At 73.3% G+C, this 14,153-nt stretch carries 10 protein-coding genes; 5 read left to right on the forward strand and 5 right to left on the reverse strand.

Annotated features, from left to right (window positions below):
• The coding region (locus IEZ31_RS57055; RefSeq protein WP_229836085.1) for a hypothetical protein at positions 1-400 on the reverse strand (400 nt) is incomplete at its 3' end.
• Positions 401-662: 262 nt separating this feature from the next.
• Here IEZ31_RS57055 and IEZ31_RS34050 point away from each other — a divergent pair.
• On the forward strand, positions 663-3,323 hold the full coding sequence (locus tag IEZ31_RS34050) for a discoidin domain-containing protein (protein ID WP_190254168.1): 2,661 nt from the start codon (positions 663-665) through the stop codon (positions 3,321-3,323).
• A gap of 56 nt (positions 3,324-3,379) precedes the next feature.
• On the opposite strand, the gene IEZ31_RS34055 is transcribed toward IEZ31_RS34050, so the two are convergent.
• Positions 3,380-3,796: an ASCH domain-containing protein gene (locus IEZ31_RS34055; RefSeq protein ID WP_190254169.1), complete on the reverse strand. Its 417-nt coding sequence runs from the start codon at positions 3,794-3,796 to the stop codon at positions 3,380-3,382.
• Between the two features lie 106 nt (positions 3,797-3,902).
• Between IEZ31_RS34055 and IEZ31_RS34060 the strand changes: the two genes are divergently transcribed.
• Positions 3,903-4,814 (forward strand): hypothetical protein, encoded by a 912-nt coding sequence (locus tag IEZ31_RS34060; protein ID WP_190254170.1) that lies wholly within the window; start codon positions 3,903-3,905, stop codon positions 4,812-4,814.
• A gap of 62 nt (positions 4,815-4,876) precedes the next feature.
• Positions 4,877-5,614 carry a phosphotransferase family protein gene (locus tag IEZ31_RS34065; RefSeq protein WP_190254171.1) on the forward strand — a complete coding sequence of 246 codons (738 nt, stop codon included), beginning with the start codon at positions 4,877-4,879 and terminating at the stop codon, positions 5,612-5,614.
• 84 nt (positions 5,615-5,698) lie between these two features.
• Here the strand turns inward: IEZ31_RS34065 and IEZ31_RS34070 are convergent, their stop codons facing one another.
• The 3 genes from IEZ31_RS34070 to IEZ31_RS34080 form a co-directional block, all read right to left on the reverse strand.
• Entirely contained in the window at positions 5,699-9,403 is a 3,705-nt protein-coding gene (locus IEZ31_RS34070; protein ID WP_190254172.1) for an FHA domain-containing protein, read from the reverse strand.
• A 49-nt stretch (positions 9,404-9,452) separates the two neighbouring features.
• Positions 9,453-9,896 (reverse strand): CBS domain-containing protein, encoded by a 444-nt coding sequence (locus IEZ31_RS34075; protein ID WP_190254173.1) that lies wholly within the window; start codon positions 9,894-9,896, stop codon positions 9,453-9,455.
• 70 nt (positions 9,897-9,966) lie between these two features.
• A complete protein-coding gene (locus IEZ31_RS34080) occupies positions 9,967-10,968 on the reverse strand; it encodes a DMT family transporter (protein ID WP_190254174.1) in 1,002 nt (333 codons plus the stop codon).
• A gap of 73 nt (positions 10,969-11,041) precedes the next feature.
• Between IEZ31_RS34080 and IEZ31_RS34085 the strand changes: the two genes are divergently transcribed.
• Both IEZ31_RS34085 and IEZ31_RS58305 read left to right on the forward strand, forming a co-directional pair.
• A complete protein-coding gene (locus tag IEZ31_RS34085; RefSeq protein WP_190254175.1) occupies positions 11,042-11,956 on the forward strand; it encodes a LysR family transcriptional regulator in 915 nt (304 codons plus the stop codon).
• Positions 11,957-12,046: 90 nt separating this feature from the next.
• Positions 12,047-14,149, forward strand: coding sequence for an ArnT family glycosyltransferase (locus tag IEZ31_RS58305; RefSeq protein WP_268241708.1), 2,103 nt, complete (start codon positions 12,047-12,049; stop codon positions 14,147-14,149).
• The last annotated feature ends 4 nt before the right edge of the window (positions 14,150-14,153 follow it).

Below are 14,153 nucleotides of genomic sequence, written 5' to 3' on the forward strand. Positions count from 1 at the left end.
CCGGGGCCGGGAACGGGATCGGCGCGGGGAAGGCGGCCGGGGCCGGGAACGGGATCGGCGCGGGGAAGGCGGCCGGGAACGGGACCGGGACCGGGGCCGGGAACGGGAACGGGGCCGGGGCCGGGAACGGGAACGGGGCCGGGGCCGGGAACGGGAACGGGGCCGGGGCCGGGACCGGGAACGGGGCCGGGGCCGGGGCCGGGGCCGGGGCCGGGACAGGAGAGCGGACCGGGGCGGGGAACGGGACGGGAGAGCGGACCGGGGCGGGGAACGGGATCGCGGCGGGGAACGGGATCGGCGCGGGAAGCGGGATTGGGATCGGGTTGGGGAACGGGATCGCGGCGGGAAACGGTCGTGAACGGGCGCTGGTCGACGCTGTGCTGCGGTTCGCGCAGGACACGGGCGTCGAGTGCACGGTCGCCGGCGCGGAAACGGTGCCGCCGCGGGCGGAGAGCGCTCTCCAAAATTCGTCGTGACCTCTTGACAGCGGGGCCCCGGGGCGTGAGGCTCAGTCCTTGGAGAGCGCTCTCCCGGTACCGAGGAAAACCCGCCCCGAACCGCTCCGCGGCCACCGCCATCCGGCCCGGAGCCCGACCCCCACCGGCCGGACCACCGCGGCTCGCGGTGGCGCTGGCGCCTGCCCTGACACCGGGAGCACAAGCATGCGAACCGCCGTACCGCCGACGGCCCTCCGCCACCGGCGCCGAACTCTGCTCATCGCCGCCGTCGCCACGTTCGTGCTGCTCGCGACGTACGCGGTGACGACCACCCTCACCGCCAGCGCCGCCGACACGCTCATCTCGCAGGGCAAGCCGGCCCTGTCGTCCTCCGACGAGAACGGCGGCACCCCCGCATCGGCCGCCGTCGACGGCAACACCACCGGCACGCGCTGGTCCAGCCAGGCCGCCGACCCCCAGTGGCTGCGCGTCGACCTCGGCGAGACCGCCAGTATCTCCCAGGTCAAGCTGTACTGGGAGACCGCGTACGCCACCGCGTTCAAGCTCCAGACGTCGCCCGACGGCAACACCTGGACCGACATCAAGACCGTCACCGGCGCGACCGGCGGCACCCAGACCTACGACGTGACCGGCAGCGGCCGGTACGTGCGGATGTACGGCACGGCCCGCGCCACCGGCTACGGCTACTCCCTCTGGGAGTTCCAGGTCTACGGCTCGTTCGGCACCAACCCGACCGCCGGACCGTGCAACACCGCCGTCAACGCCGCCCAGGGCCGCCCGGCCGACGCGTCGAGCACCGAGAACGCCGGCGCCAACCCGGCCTCGGCCGCCGTCGACGGCAACGCCGGCACCCGCTGGTCGAGCCAGTTCAGCGACCCGCAGTGGCTGCGCGTCGACCTCGGCTCGGTGCAGAGCATCTGCCAGGTGACGATCAACTGGGAGGCCGCGTACGGCAAGGACTTCCAGGTGCAGACGTCGACCGACAACGCGAACTGGACCACGATCAAGACCGTCACCGGCGGCACCGGCGGCAACCAGGTGCTCTCCGGCCTGTCCGGCTCCGGGCGCTGGCTGCGCGTCTACGGCACGGCGCGCGGGTCCGGCTACGGCTACTCGATCTGGGAGCTGGTCGTGAACGTCGGCGGCACCGTGCCGACCTCGTCGTCGCCGTCGGCGTCCCCGTCGCCGTCCACCTCGCCCAGCGGCCCGCAGCTGCCCGGCGGCGGTGACCTCGGCTCGAACGTCATCGTGTTCGACCCGTCGATGTCCAGCGCGTCGATCCAGGCCAGGCTGGACCAGATCTTCACCCAGCAGGAGCAGGCCCAGTTCGGCCCGGGCCGCTACCAGTTCCTGTTCAAGCCGGGCTCGTACAGCGGGCTCAACGCCCAGATCGGCTTCTACACGTCGATCAACGGCCTCGGCCAGAACCCGCAGGACGTGCAGATCCACGGCGACATCACGGTCGACGCCGGCTGGTTCGGCGGCAACGCCACGCAGAACTTCTGGCGCTCCGCCGAGAACCTGTCGATCTACCCGGTCAACGGCATCGACCGCTGGGCCGTCGCCCAGGCCGCGCCGTTCCGCCGCATCGACGTGCACGGCGGCATGACCCTCGCCTCGCCGAACTGCGGCTGGGCCTCCGGCGGCTACATCGCCGACAGCCGGATCAGCGGCAACATCAACCCCTGCTCGCAGCAGCAGTGGTTCACCCGCGACTCGACGATCGGCAGCTGGAACGGCTCGGTCTGGAACATGGTGTTCTCCGGCGTGCAGGGCGCCCCGGCGACCAGCTTCCCGAACCCGCCGTACACCACGGTCGCGCAGAGCCCGATCAGCCAGGAGAAGCCGTACCTCTACGCCGACGCGAGCGGCGCGTACCGCGTCTTCGTCCCGTCGCTGCGCACCAACTCCAGCGGCGCGACCTGGATCAACGGCCAGACGCCGGGCACGTCGCTGTCCATCAACCAGTTCTACGTCGCCAAGCCGGGCGTCACGGCCGCGACCCTCAACCAGGCCGTGGCGCAGGGCCTCAACCTGCTGTTCACGCCCGGCGTGTACCACCTGAACCAGACCGTCAACATCAACCGCGCCAACACGGTCGTCCTCGGCCTCGGCTACGCCACCATCGTGGCCGACAACGGCGTCCTGCCCATGCAGGTCGGCGACGTCGACGGCGTCAAGATCGCCAGCCTGCTGTTCGACGCCGGCCCGACCAACTCCCCGGCCCTGCTGCAGGTCGGCCCGGCCGGCGCCACCGGCAACCACGCCGCCAACCCGAACCTGCTCTCCGACGTGTTCCTGCGCGTCGGCGGCGCGGGCGCGGCGAAGGTCACCAACGCGCTCGTGGTGAACAACCACAACACGATCATCGACCACATCTGGTCGTGGCGCGCCGACCACGGTGACGGGGCGGGCTGGACCACCAACCCCGCCGACACCGGCCTCGTCGTCAACGGCAACAACGTCATGGCGTACGGGCTGTTCGTCGAGCACTTCAACAAGTACAACGTGATCTGGAACGGCAACGGCGGCCGCACGATCTTCTTCCAGAACGAGCTGCCGTACGACCCGCCGAGCGCGGCGGCCTGGTCGCACGACGGCATCGTCGGCTACGCCGCCTACAAGGTCGGCAACAACGTCACCTCGCACGAGGCGTGGGGCCTGGGCAGCTACTGCGTGTTCACCAGCGACCCGTCGATCGCCGCGTACCACTCGTTCGAGGTGCCGGTGAACCCGAACGTCAAGTTCCACAGCGTGCTGACCGTGTCGCTGGGCAAGGGCTCGATCACGCACGTCATCAACGACACCGGGGCGGCGGCACAGGCCTCCAACGTCGTACCGTCCAATGTGGTGAGTTTCCCGTAGGTTCGCGGTGCGGGCGGGGGCCGGTGCTCCGGCCCCCGCCCGTGCCCCAGCAATCGTCAGAGCGCCGCGACCAGGCGGAACCTCTGCAGCACAACGGGCGTGTCGTCGTTCACCGTGAAGTCCGGGATGCCCAGCCAGCCCCGGTAGTCCGTTCCGTGCCAGTAGCGCTCGTGCCCGGCTCGCCAGGCCGCGACCGAGTCGTCGCCTTCACCTTCGTCGCGGGCGTGCTCGACGTCGACGTCGCCGAGCCGGCTGATCCGGACCTCGGTCAGCTCGATCACCGCGACCCGGCGGCCGGCCGAGTCGACCACCGCCGCCCGGGCACCCACGACCGGTAGCGGCTCGTCGTCGATCTCATAATCCTGGAGCAGGGCGGTGGTGGCCGTTTTCGTGCCGTCGAGCACGGCAGCGACCAGCTTGTCGCGCAGCGGACCGGGAAACGCAAACTCGAACACAGGCAGACCGGCGGGCATCGGGCCAGGCTACCGGCCCGGATCGGGTCGTGGACAGCACGACGATCGTGTCCGCACTGTGCCGAGCGGGAGATTGTGCCGTTGCCGATGGATGCCACCGTGGGGCATGCGCACACGGTGGCAGGTGCTCGCGGTGCTGGCGGTCGTCGTGGGTGCCTGCGTCGGCCTGTCGTTCATGGCCAGTGGCCTGCGCCAGCAGAACCTGCGAGCGGTCGGGGAGGTGACCGCCGTCGTCGACGGCCGTCGCCCAGGCACGGTCGTGGTTCGCACCGAGCGGGACGCGCTGACAACGCGGTGGCTGGTGGACGACACCGCGGCAGCGACGGACGTCGCGGGCGAGGCCGACGAGGTCCCAGACGTACCACGCACAGCGGACTGCGTGGGCACCGTGTGCTACCGCGTGGCGACGACGGCGCTGCGGGTCGAGGCGAGCGGTGACGGCGGCAGGACCTACTCCACCGCGTGGGAGATCGCCGGTGCGACGTACACGATGCTCACCGAGACATACCCGCAGGTGGGAAACCCGGAAGAGCACCTGTCCTCGCGCTCCGTCGTGGTGCACGCGGTGGCCGGAGGCCACGTCGTGTTCGTTGCCAACGGTCGCGACGGTCTGCTCTACCGGGATGTGGGCGGCGCGTGGCGCCGCCTCGGAGCTCCCGCGTCCGGCGAGGGCTGCTGCTACTACGAGCCGGCGCTGCGCGTTGCCTCCGACCCGCAACCGCTTGACCTGACCAGGTATGCGATGGCCGTCGTCGTGCTCGCGATCCTGCTGTCCGGCGCGATCACCGCGATCCGCCGGCGCGCGCTGCGGTGGACCGGCGCGGTGGCTGTCCTTGCCCTGGCCGGCTTCGCCGGCTACGGGACGCGGTTGGCAGGTCATTTCCCCGGCGCCGGGATGTTCCCGGGGTTTGTTCTCGGCGTCCCGCTCATGCTGGTCATGCTCGCGGGCGGTGTCGCCTTGGCCGCACGGTTCGTCAGGGGCCCTGCGCCCCGTCATCCAGGACCCGGTTCCAGGTGATCGACAAGGCGGACGTGGTAAATCCGGTGACGTCGGTGGTCATTCCCGCGATAATCGCCGGCGTGGAGCAGGTCGAGGTCGTCGTCGCCCATGACGAGCGGGCGACCCTGCGGGTCGGTGATGTGTTCCTGAAGGTCGACGCCGATCAGACGCGCATCGACGTCGAGGTCGAGGCGATGGCTCTGGCGCCGATCCCGACTCCGCAGGTGCTGTGGCGCAAGCCGCCCGTGCTCGCGCTCGCCGCCCTGCCCGGGACGGCACTGGGCCGCCTCGGCGAGCCGTCGCCCGCGTCGGCGGCGGCGTGGGCCGCGGCGGGTGCCGCCGTACGGATGCTGCACGACGCGCCGCTGCCGCCGTGGCCCGGCCGGAGCCTCGACGAGATCGCATCGCGCCTCGACGGCGAATGCGAGTGGCTCGTCGCGAACGGCGTCCTTCCGGCCGACCTGGTCGCCCGCAACCGCCAGGTTGCCGAGGCCGCGCTGCGGCCGTCGACACCGGTGTTCATCCACGGCGACCTCCAGCTCACCCACGTGTTCGTCGACGCTGACGAGATCACCGGCGTGATCGACTGGTCCGAGGCGAGCCAGGGCGACGCCCTGTACGACCTCGCCAGCCTGACGCTCGGGCACGAGGAGCACCTGGGCGACGTCGTCGCCGGCTACGGCGCCGACGTCGACCTCGACGTGATCCGCGCCTGGTGGTCGCTGCGAAGCCTGCTGGCGGTGCGCTGGCTGGTCGAGCACGGCTTCGACCCGTCCTCGCCGGGCTGCGAGTTCGACGTGCTGAGATCCCAGATGTGAGGACGTGCTGAGATCCCGGATGTGAGGACGCGCTGAGATCCCGGAGGTGAGGCGGCACGAGCCCGACGGCCGCGCTGCTCAGGTTCAGCCGGGCAGCACGAGCGGACCGCCGTGGCCGGGCAGGCCCCGGTCGGCCGGGATCGACTCCTCGACGGCGCTGCCGGCGGCGACGCCCTGGCCCCGGGTCTGCTCCGCGAGGCGCTGATGGTAGGCCGAGACCGCCGCCAGCGCCCCGCGCACCGCGCTCAGCAGCGTGGCGCCCGCCTGCTCGACGACGTCGGCCTCGTGGGTCTCGAACGCCCGGATCCCCTGCAGGACCGCGGACTTCAGCTCGCGCAGCAGCAGGATGTCGACGTGCGCGTAGACCCGGCACAGCGCCGTGACGCGCCGGAGGTCGTCGCCGGAGAGCAGGAGCTCCTTGACGGCCGGCACCGACTGCCGGACCAGGGCGACGTCCGGCCGCGCCGCCATCGCCGCGACGTCGGCGTCGTAGGCCCGCACGTCCAGGTGCGGGTCGCAGAAGCCGACGGTGAGCTGCCACAGGGTGCGCAGGTCGTCGTGCACCAGCCCGTCCAGGTAGCTGACCAGGAACCGCCGGTGCGCCTCGAGGACGTACTGCGCCTTGAACGGCGTCAGCTCCCGGGGATCCTCGCCCGCCGTGGTGACCGCCGCGGTGAACCCGTAGTCGGCGGTCAGGGCGTTCTCCATGCCGACCAGTAGGTACACGAACCGCACCCAGGTCCGGAACAGCTCCTCCAGGGGCATGGAGTGCAGGCCGTCCTCGGTGAGCACCACGCCCCACCGGGCGCCGAAGCGCAGCCGGCGCAGGTGCCCGATCTGGTACATCGCGAGCTGCGCGTCGATCTCGGCGTGCGCATGGTGCAGCACCTTGCGGTACGCCGCGGTCGCGTCGAGCCCGACGTGGTTGCGGATGATGTGCGGCCCGCCGACGTGCAGGTGCAGGAACTCGCTGACGTCGAACACCGCCCCGCCGACCGCCATCCAGTAGCCCGCGTCGGCGGTGTTGTGCCGCGCCAGGTCCGACACCTCGAACCGGGGACCCTGCTGCGCGTGGCCCAGATAGGTGGTGAAGACGTCCTCGCCCAGCCGGCCCTCGGCCGAGAGCCGGCGCAGGAACTCGCGGCCGTCGCCCGGCACGACGCCGGCCAGCGCCTGGAGCACGGAGACGGCGAACCGCGCGGTGCCGCACACGTAGACGTGCGCGCCGCGGCCGCCGTCCTCGACCGGCCGCACCAGGTCCCACAGCGCGTCCGCCTCGGCGCGGATCACGTCGTCCACCCGGCGTCGCTGCCCGGCCTCGACGACGTGGCGCCGGCCGTCGAACCCGATCGCGGCGTCGGCGCGGGAGAACGCGACGGACAGCCGCAGCCGGCCCGCGGCGGCAGCCGTGTCCAGCGCGGCGTGCTCGACGAACTCCTCCGGCGTGCGGATTCCCAGATAGAGCCGGTTCTCGCCGGGCCCGGTGCGTGCGGCGACGAACGCCAGGAACGGCGCGATCCCGGAACCGGCCGCGAACATGACGACGGGCCGCGCCGGATCGGCCGGCAGCCGGAACCGGGGCGTGGGGACGATCCGCAGCGACAGCCGGTGCCGGCCCTCGGCGCTCACCCGGCGCAGGAAGTGCGACGCCGTGCCGCGCCGTTCCCGCGGGTAGGACCACGGCGTGCGGGCGGAAGTGTAGTCGAGGCCGGCGACCACCAGCCGCAGCGTCGTGGCCGGCGCTCCGGGCGGCGGCGCCGAGGCGATCGAGTACAGCCGGAACGGCTCCGGCGGGATCACCGCGCAGAACGCGTCGTCCTCGCCCGGGTCGGCCTTCCACAGCCGGGTGACGTCATACCCGCCCGAGTACAGCAGGTTGAGGACGTCCCACAGCTCCCACTGGTCCTCCATGCGGGCGTCCACCACGCGCTGCCAGGCACCGACGGCGGTCAGTTGCACCAGCCGCTTCGCGACGTCCCGCCCGATCGGCCGGAGCCGGGCGAAGCGCAGCAGCGTCCGCAGCGGCAGCACGTCGACGTCGCCGTACCCGGCCCGGCAGGCCACCGCCGCCACCCACGCCGGGGTGAGCCGCACCAGCTCGTCACCGGTCGCCTGCAGCGCGGCGACGGTCCGGCGCACCAGCTCGTCGTCGTTCTCGGCCAGCACGCCGACCCGGTCGCCGGGCAGGTGGTGCACGCCCTGCCCGGTGACGTCGAGCTCCAGGTGGCAGGTCCAGGCGCCGGACGCCCCGGTGACGACCCGGCCCCGCCGGGCGGTCCCGAACACCACCGGCGGACCCACCGGCGGGCGGCGCTCGTCGCGGACCACGGCCAGCTCGCCGTCCACCTTGTCCCAGGTCCGGTCCTTGAACAGGCCGGTGAACCGGGCGCCGGTCGTGACCTGCCGGCCGACCTTGAACGCCACCTCCAGGAACCCGTACGCCTTGATCCGGTGCAGGCCCATCCAGCCCCGGTCGCCGACGTAGGCGTCGAGTACCGCGTTGTACACGCCGCGCAGGGTGCTGTTGCGGGTGTCCTCGACGTACTGGCGCACCGACACCTCGCGCAGCGCGGCCACCAGCTCCTGCCAGTGCCGCGGGAAGAAGCCGGCGAGGTAGACGCTCTGCTGCCCGACGAGCGAGCCGTAGTCCCGCCGCTCGAGGAACGCGTCCAACGCGTGGACCTGCGGTTGCGCGGTGCCGCTCGGGCTGGGTGCGCCGTCGAAGATCGGCACACCCGCCGTGCCGACCGTCTTGGCCCACAGCACCTGGTCGAGCGGATACCGGCCGCGGGGGTTGGGGTCGATCTGCGGATAGACGGTCTGGGTGACGTACTGCAACCGGTCCAGGATCACCAGCAGCGCGCGCTCCACGGCGGCCGGGTCGTCCGCGACGGCGGCCTCCTGCGCGTCCAGCATGGCGCCCAGCACGGGCGTGAGCCCCATCGCGAACTCGGTGGTGACCAGGTAGAACACCCGCTCCGCGGCGTTGTTCCAGGTCGGCACCAGCAGGTCCAGGTTGTCCAGCGCCCGCGGCCCGGCCGGGTCCCGCAGCCGCCAGTTGTAGAAGAACAGGTCGATGTACGACACGGACGGCACCTGCTTGCCCAGCCGGCGCGACACCGTCCGCCACGGCCGCAGCAGCGACTCCGGCAGCTCGGCCGGCGGGTCGATCGCCATGTACTGGTAGGCGTGCGCGAACACGCCGAGCAGCGTCGAGGCGCGCAGCAGGTAGCGGTCGGGCAGCGCCTCGGGCCGGGCGTCGAGGACCGGCATCGCGTCGAACGCGCGGCGCAGCGACAGCCGGCGGAACAGCTCGGGGAGCCGGTCGCTCATCTCGTCCCAGGCCCGGTGCGACTCGGGGAAGGCCAGCAGCGGCGGCTCGACCGGCAGGAACCCGTGCGCCAGCGACAGGAACCCGTCCAGCTCGTGCCCGACCCGCCGGTTGTGCGCCTCGGCGGCCTGCACCACGCGGCGCGCGGCGACGCCCGGCGGCACCACCGGCCGCAGCGCCGTCAGCTCACCCGGGTCGATGAACGCCGTCGCGTCCGGGTCGAGGAACAGCCACGCCAGCTCGTACCGGCCGACGCGCACCCGGTCCCCGGGGGCGAGCACCCGGCGGGACACCCGCTCGTCGTTCACGTAGGTCCCGTTGGTGCTGCCGAGGTCGGTGAGCACCAGCTGGTTGTCGAGCAGCTCGAGCCGCGCGTGGCGCCGCGAGACGTCGCGGTCGTCCAGCACCACCGCGGCCGCGGCGCTGTCCCGGCCGAGCGTGGCCGGCAGCGCGCACACCCGCTCGCTCGTCTCTCGGGTGTGCCGATCGGTGAGGACCAGCCGCAGGTCAGGAATGGTAGATCACCGCACGACACAGATCGGCCCGGGACAGCGTGCCCACCAGGGCCCCGTCGTCCACCACGGGCAGCCGCCGGATGCCGCGGTCGATCATCACGATCGCCGCCCGGGCGAGCTCGTCGGTCGAGCGCACCGTCGCCGCGTCGCGCACGACGAGCGGGTCGACGACGCGGTCGGCGAGGGAGCGGCCCCGATCGAGGAACAGCTGGAACGCGTCGGCGAGCGTGCCACCGGCCGCGGTCACGTCGTCGAAGCCGGGCAGCATGGCCCGAACCAGATCCTCCTCGGCCAGCGACCCGACGAACCGGCCGTCGTGGTCCAGGACCATCAGCTGGCCGACCTCCGACACGCTGACCACCTCGGCGGCCCGCCGGATGGTCGCACCGAGCCGGATGTAGGCCGGGAACGCCGTCATGACGTCGCTGACGAGCACGCCACCTCCCAGGTCCGCCCCTGAGGTCACTCACCGCCACCCGTGTCCGGCCGAGTGTAGCGGGAGCGGATCACCGGCGACGATCAGACGATCGGCGGACACCGTGGCCCCACTCGGCGGCCCGGGCGGCCGGTGTCCGTTGCCGGCCACGTGCCGCGTGCCGGACCGAGGAGGACCTCGGCATGGACGAGGCCGGCGCCGACCCGATGGTCTGCCGCGCCTGCAGCACCACCACCGAGGCCAGCACCAGGGCGCCGCCGGCGAGCTGGACCGGGGTCAGCGACTCGCCCAGCAGGAGCGCCGCCAGGCCGGCGGTGACCACCGGCTCGAACGTCGAGAGGATCGCCGCGGTCGAAGGGCCGGTCCGGCGCAGACCGGCGAAGAAGGCGAGCACCGCCAGCACCGTCGACACCACCGCGATGCACGCCAGCCACCACCAGCCCGCCGGGCGGAAGCCCAGATCCAGCTCGCCGGCGAGCAGCGCCCGCGCCACGAAGGCGGCGGCCGCGCCGGCCATCACCAGGGTGGTGAGCACGACCGGCGGCAACTCGTCCACGACGGTGTCGGCGACCAGGATGTACACCGTGTAGGTCACCGCGGAGCCGAAGCCCAGCAGCACGCCGAGGGGCTGGAAACCGCCGTCGCCCGCGCCGAGCAGGACGAGCAGCACACCGCCCGAGGCCGTCACCAGCGCGGCCGAGCGGCGCCGGGTCAGGCGGTCCCGGCCGAGCAGCACCGCGCCGACCGTGACGAGCACCGGGTACGTGTACAGGACCAGGGACAGCGGGGACGCGTCCATCCGTTCGAGCGCGGCGAAGTAGAGGCCGGCCTGCGCGGCGTACCCGACGGCGCCGAGGCCGAGCGCGGTGAGCACCGCCCGGGGACGCACCGCCGATCCGGTGCGGCGCAGGGCCGGACGGAGCACCAGCAGTACCGCCAGCAGCACCGCCGCCATGGCGAACCGGACGAGCAGGGCGCTCGCGGGGGTGACCCCGGCGGCGTAGGCGTACTTGCCGAAGATGGCCATCGCGCCGAAGCAGGCGGCGGAGAGCAGACAGAGTGCGGGTCCCACGCCGTCGAGCATCGGGCACCCGACTCACCAGATCCAGTGAAGATTTGTGGACCTTATTGGTTAGCATTTGTGCATGGACCTGCGCCGCCTCCGCCTGCTGCGGGAGTTCGAGGAGCGCGGCACCCTGGGCGCGGTCGCCGCCGCGCTCGGCTACAGCCCGTCCGCGGTCTCCCAGCAGCTGACCCTGCTGGAGAAGGAGACCGGCGCGCGGCTGTTCGAGAAGGCCGGCCGGGGCGTGCGGCTCACCGACGCCGGGCGGCTGCTCGCCGGGCACGCCAGGCTCCTGCTCGCCGCCGCCGAGGCCGCGACCGCCGACCTCGCGGCGCTCAGCGGCGAGGTGCGCGGCACCGTCCGGGCCGGCGGCCTGCAGTCGGCGGCCCGCCGCCTGCTCGTCCCGGCCGTGGCCCGGATGCGGACCGAGCACCCGCGGCTGCGCCTGGAGATCTTCGAGCTGGAGCTGGAGCAGTCCCTGCCCGGCCTGCGGCTGGGCACCGTCGACCTGGTGATCGGCGACGAGTACGACGGGCATCCGCGTCCCCGCGCCGACGGGCTGCGCTTCGAGGTGCTGCACGAGGAGCCGCTGCGGCTGGTCCTGCCGCCCGGCCATCCGCTGGCCGCGGCGGGCGGCCCGGTCGCGGTCGCCGACCTGCGCGGCGAGGTCTGGACCTCGTCCGCCGAGGGCACCGGGCACCACGCGATGGTCGTCGGCACCTGCCGGGCCCTGGGCGGCTACGAGCCCGACCTGCGCCACCGCTCCAGCGACGCCGACGTCCAGCTCGAGCTCGTCCGCGCCGGGTGCGCCGTCGCCCTGCTGCCGCCGCTGGTCCTGCCCCCGGACGACCCCGCGGTCGCGGTCCGCCCGATCGTCGAGGCCGACCTGCGCCGTCGCCTGTTCGTCGTCACCCGCGACGGGCCCCGGGCGCCGGCGCTGACCGCGTTCCTCGACGCCGTGCAGGCAAAGGCCCGGACACTGCACCCGAGTTCCTAGGAAGCTTTGAGGCTCGCGGGCGCCTGAGACGCACGTGGTCGGGCACACTGCTCTCGGCGCTAATCGGACAAATGTCATGGAGTGGTGATTGTGCCCGCTTTTCGCCTGCCGGGTCGGCTCGCGTTCTGGCGTTCGCCCGCGGACCAGCCGGCCTGGGCCCGGCCGGCGCTGCTGGCGATCGCCGCCGTGTGCGCCGTGCTGTACGCCTGGCGCATCCGCGACAGCGGCTTCGCCCTGTTCTACTCCGTCGCGGCCAAGAGCATGTCGGTGAGCTGGAAGGCGTTCTTCTACGGCGCGCTCGACCCCGGGGCCACGGTCACCATCGACAAACTGGCCGGCTCGTTCGCGCCGCAGGCGGTCTCGGCGCGGATCTTCGGATACCACGCCTGGTCGCTCACCCTGCCGCAGGTCGTCGAGGGCCTGGTCGCGGTCCTCGTGATGTACCGCATCGGCCGCCGGTCCGCCGGCCCGGCGGCCGGACTGCTGGCGGCCGGGCTGTTCGGGCTCACCCCCGTGGTCGCCTCCATGTTCGGGCACCCGATGGAGGACGGACTGCTCACCATGTGCCTCGTGCTCGCCGCCGACGCGTTCCAGCGGGCCCTGCTGGAGGGGCGGCTCGCCGCGCTGGTGCTGGCCGGGGTGTGGGTCGGCGTGGGATTCCAGGCCAAGATGATGCAGGCGTGGATGGTACTTCCGGCGATGGCGATCACCTACCTCGCCGCCGCGCCCGGGTCGTGGCGGCGCCGGCTCGGGCACCTCGGCGCGGCGGGCACGGTGCTGCTGGCCGTGTCGCTGTCCTGGGTGGCGCTCTACGAGCTCACCCCCGATGCGAACCGACCGTACGTCGACGGCAGCACGAACAACAGCGCCATCGCGATGGTGTTCGGGTACAACGGCTTCGACCGCTTCGGGCTGCACGTGCCCGGCGCCGTCGAGTCCATGTTCACCGGCGGCGGCCGGGTCACTGGTGGCGGTCCCGGACCGGACGGCGGTCCCGGACCCGGCAGCCCCGGACCGGACGGCGGCCCCGGACCCGGCGGTCCGGGCGGCGAGGGCCTGGCGAAGCTCGTCGGCCTCCGGTACGGCACCCAGGTCGGCTGGCTCTACCCGCTCGCCCTGCTGGGCCTGGTCTTCGGCCTGCTCGCCCGGGGCCGCGCGCCCCGCACCGACCCGGTGCGCGGCGATCACCTCTTCTGGGGCCTCTGGCTGGTCACCGTGGCCGCCGTGTTCAGCGCGATCATGATCCCGCACACGGCGTACCTGGCCTCGCTCGCCCCGCCGCTCGCCGTGTTGTCCGCCGGTGCCGTCGTGCGGGCGTGGCGGGGGCTGCGGGACCGCACCGCACCCTGGCTGCTGCCGACGCTCCTCGTGACCGAGGTGGCCTGGACGGTGTACCTCAGCAGCCGCTTCTCCGGCTTCCTCCCGTGGCTGCCGTGGACCGTCCTGGCCGCCGCCCTCGTGGCGCTGCCGGTGCTCGCCGCCGCCGCGGTGCCCCGCCGGCCCTCGCCGCGCCGGCCCGTGCTCGCCGCGGCGATGACCCTCGCGGTCGCCGCCATGGTGGCGGTGCCGAGCCTCTGGGCCGGTTCGGTGCTCGACGCCCGCTACGGCGGCAGTGCCTTCGACGCCTCGGCCGGCCCGGCGGCGCTGCCGGGCCGCGCGGCGCGGGGACCGGACGGCGGGCGCACCCCGATGGCGTACTTCCCGGGCGCCGTTCCCGGCGCCGTTCCCGGAAGCGTTCCCGGAAGCGTTCCCGGCGGCGGCTTCGGGGGCGGCCCCGGCGGCTTCAGGAACGGGCCCGGCGGCGACCTGACCGCCACACTCACCGCCGAGCAACGCCGCATCGACGACTACCTGCTCGCCCACCGCGGCGGCGCGCGGTACCTGGCCGCGACCACGTCCTGGCGGACAGCCGGCCCGTACATCATGGCGACCGGCCGGCCGTACCTGCCGATGGGCGGCTTCAGCGGCACCGTGCCGCACCCCACCCTCGCCGCGGTCCAGGGCATGGTCGCGCGCGGCGAGCTGCGCTACGTCCTCCTGCCGGAGGAGAACGGCGGGAACGGGGGGAACGGGGCGAACCGCTTCGGCCGGGACCGGACGGGCGCCACCACGACGGCCATCACCGACTGGGTCCGCTCGTCGTGCACCGCCGTCGGGGACCTCGCCGGCCTGTACCGCTGCGCCGCCGCCTGACGCC

Source organism: Dactylosporangium sucinum, assembly GCF_014647515.1.
Classification (GTDB): Bacteria; Actinomycetota; Actinomycetes; order Mycobacteriales; family Micromonosporaceae; genus Dactylosporangium; species Dactylosporangium sucinum.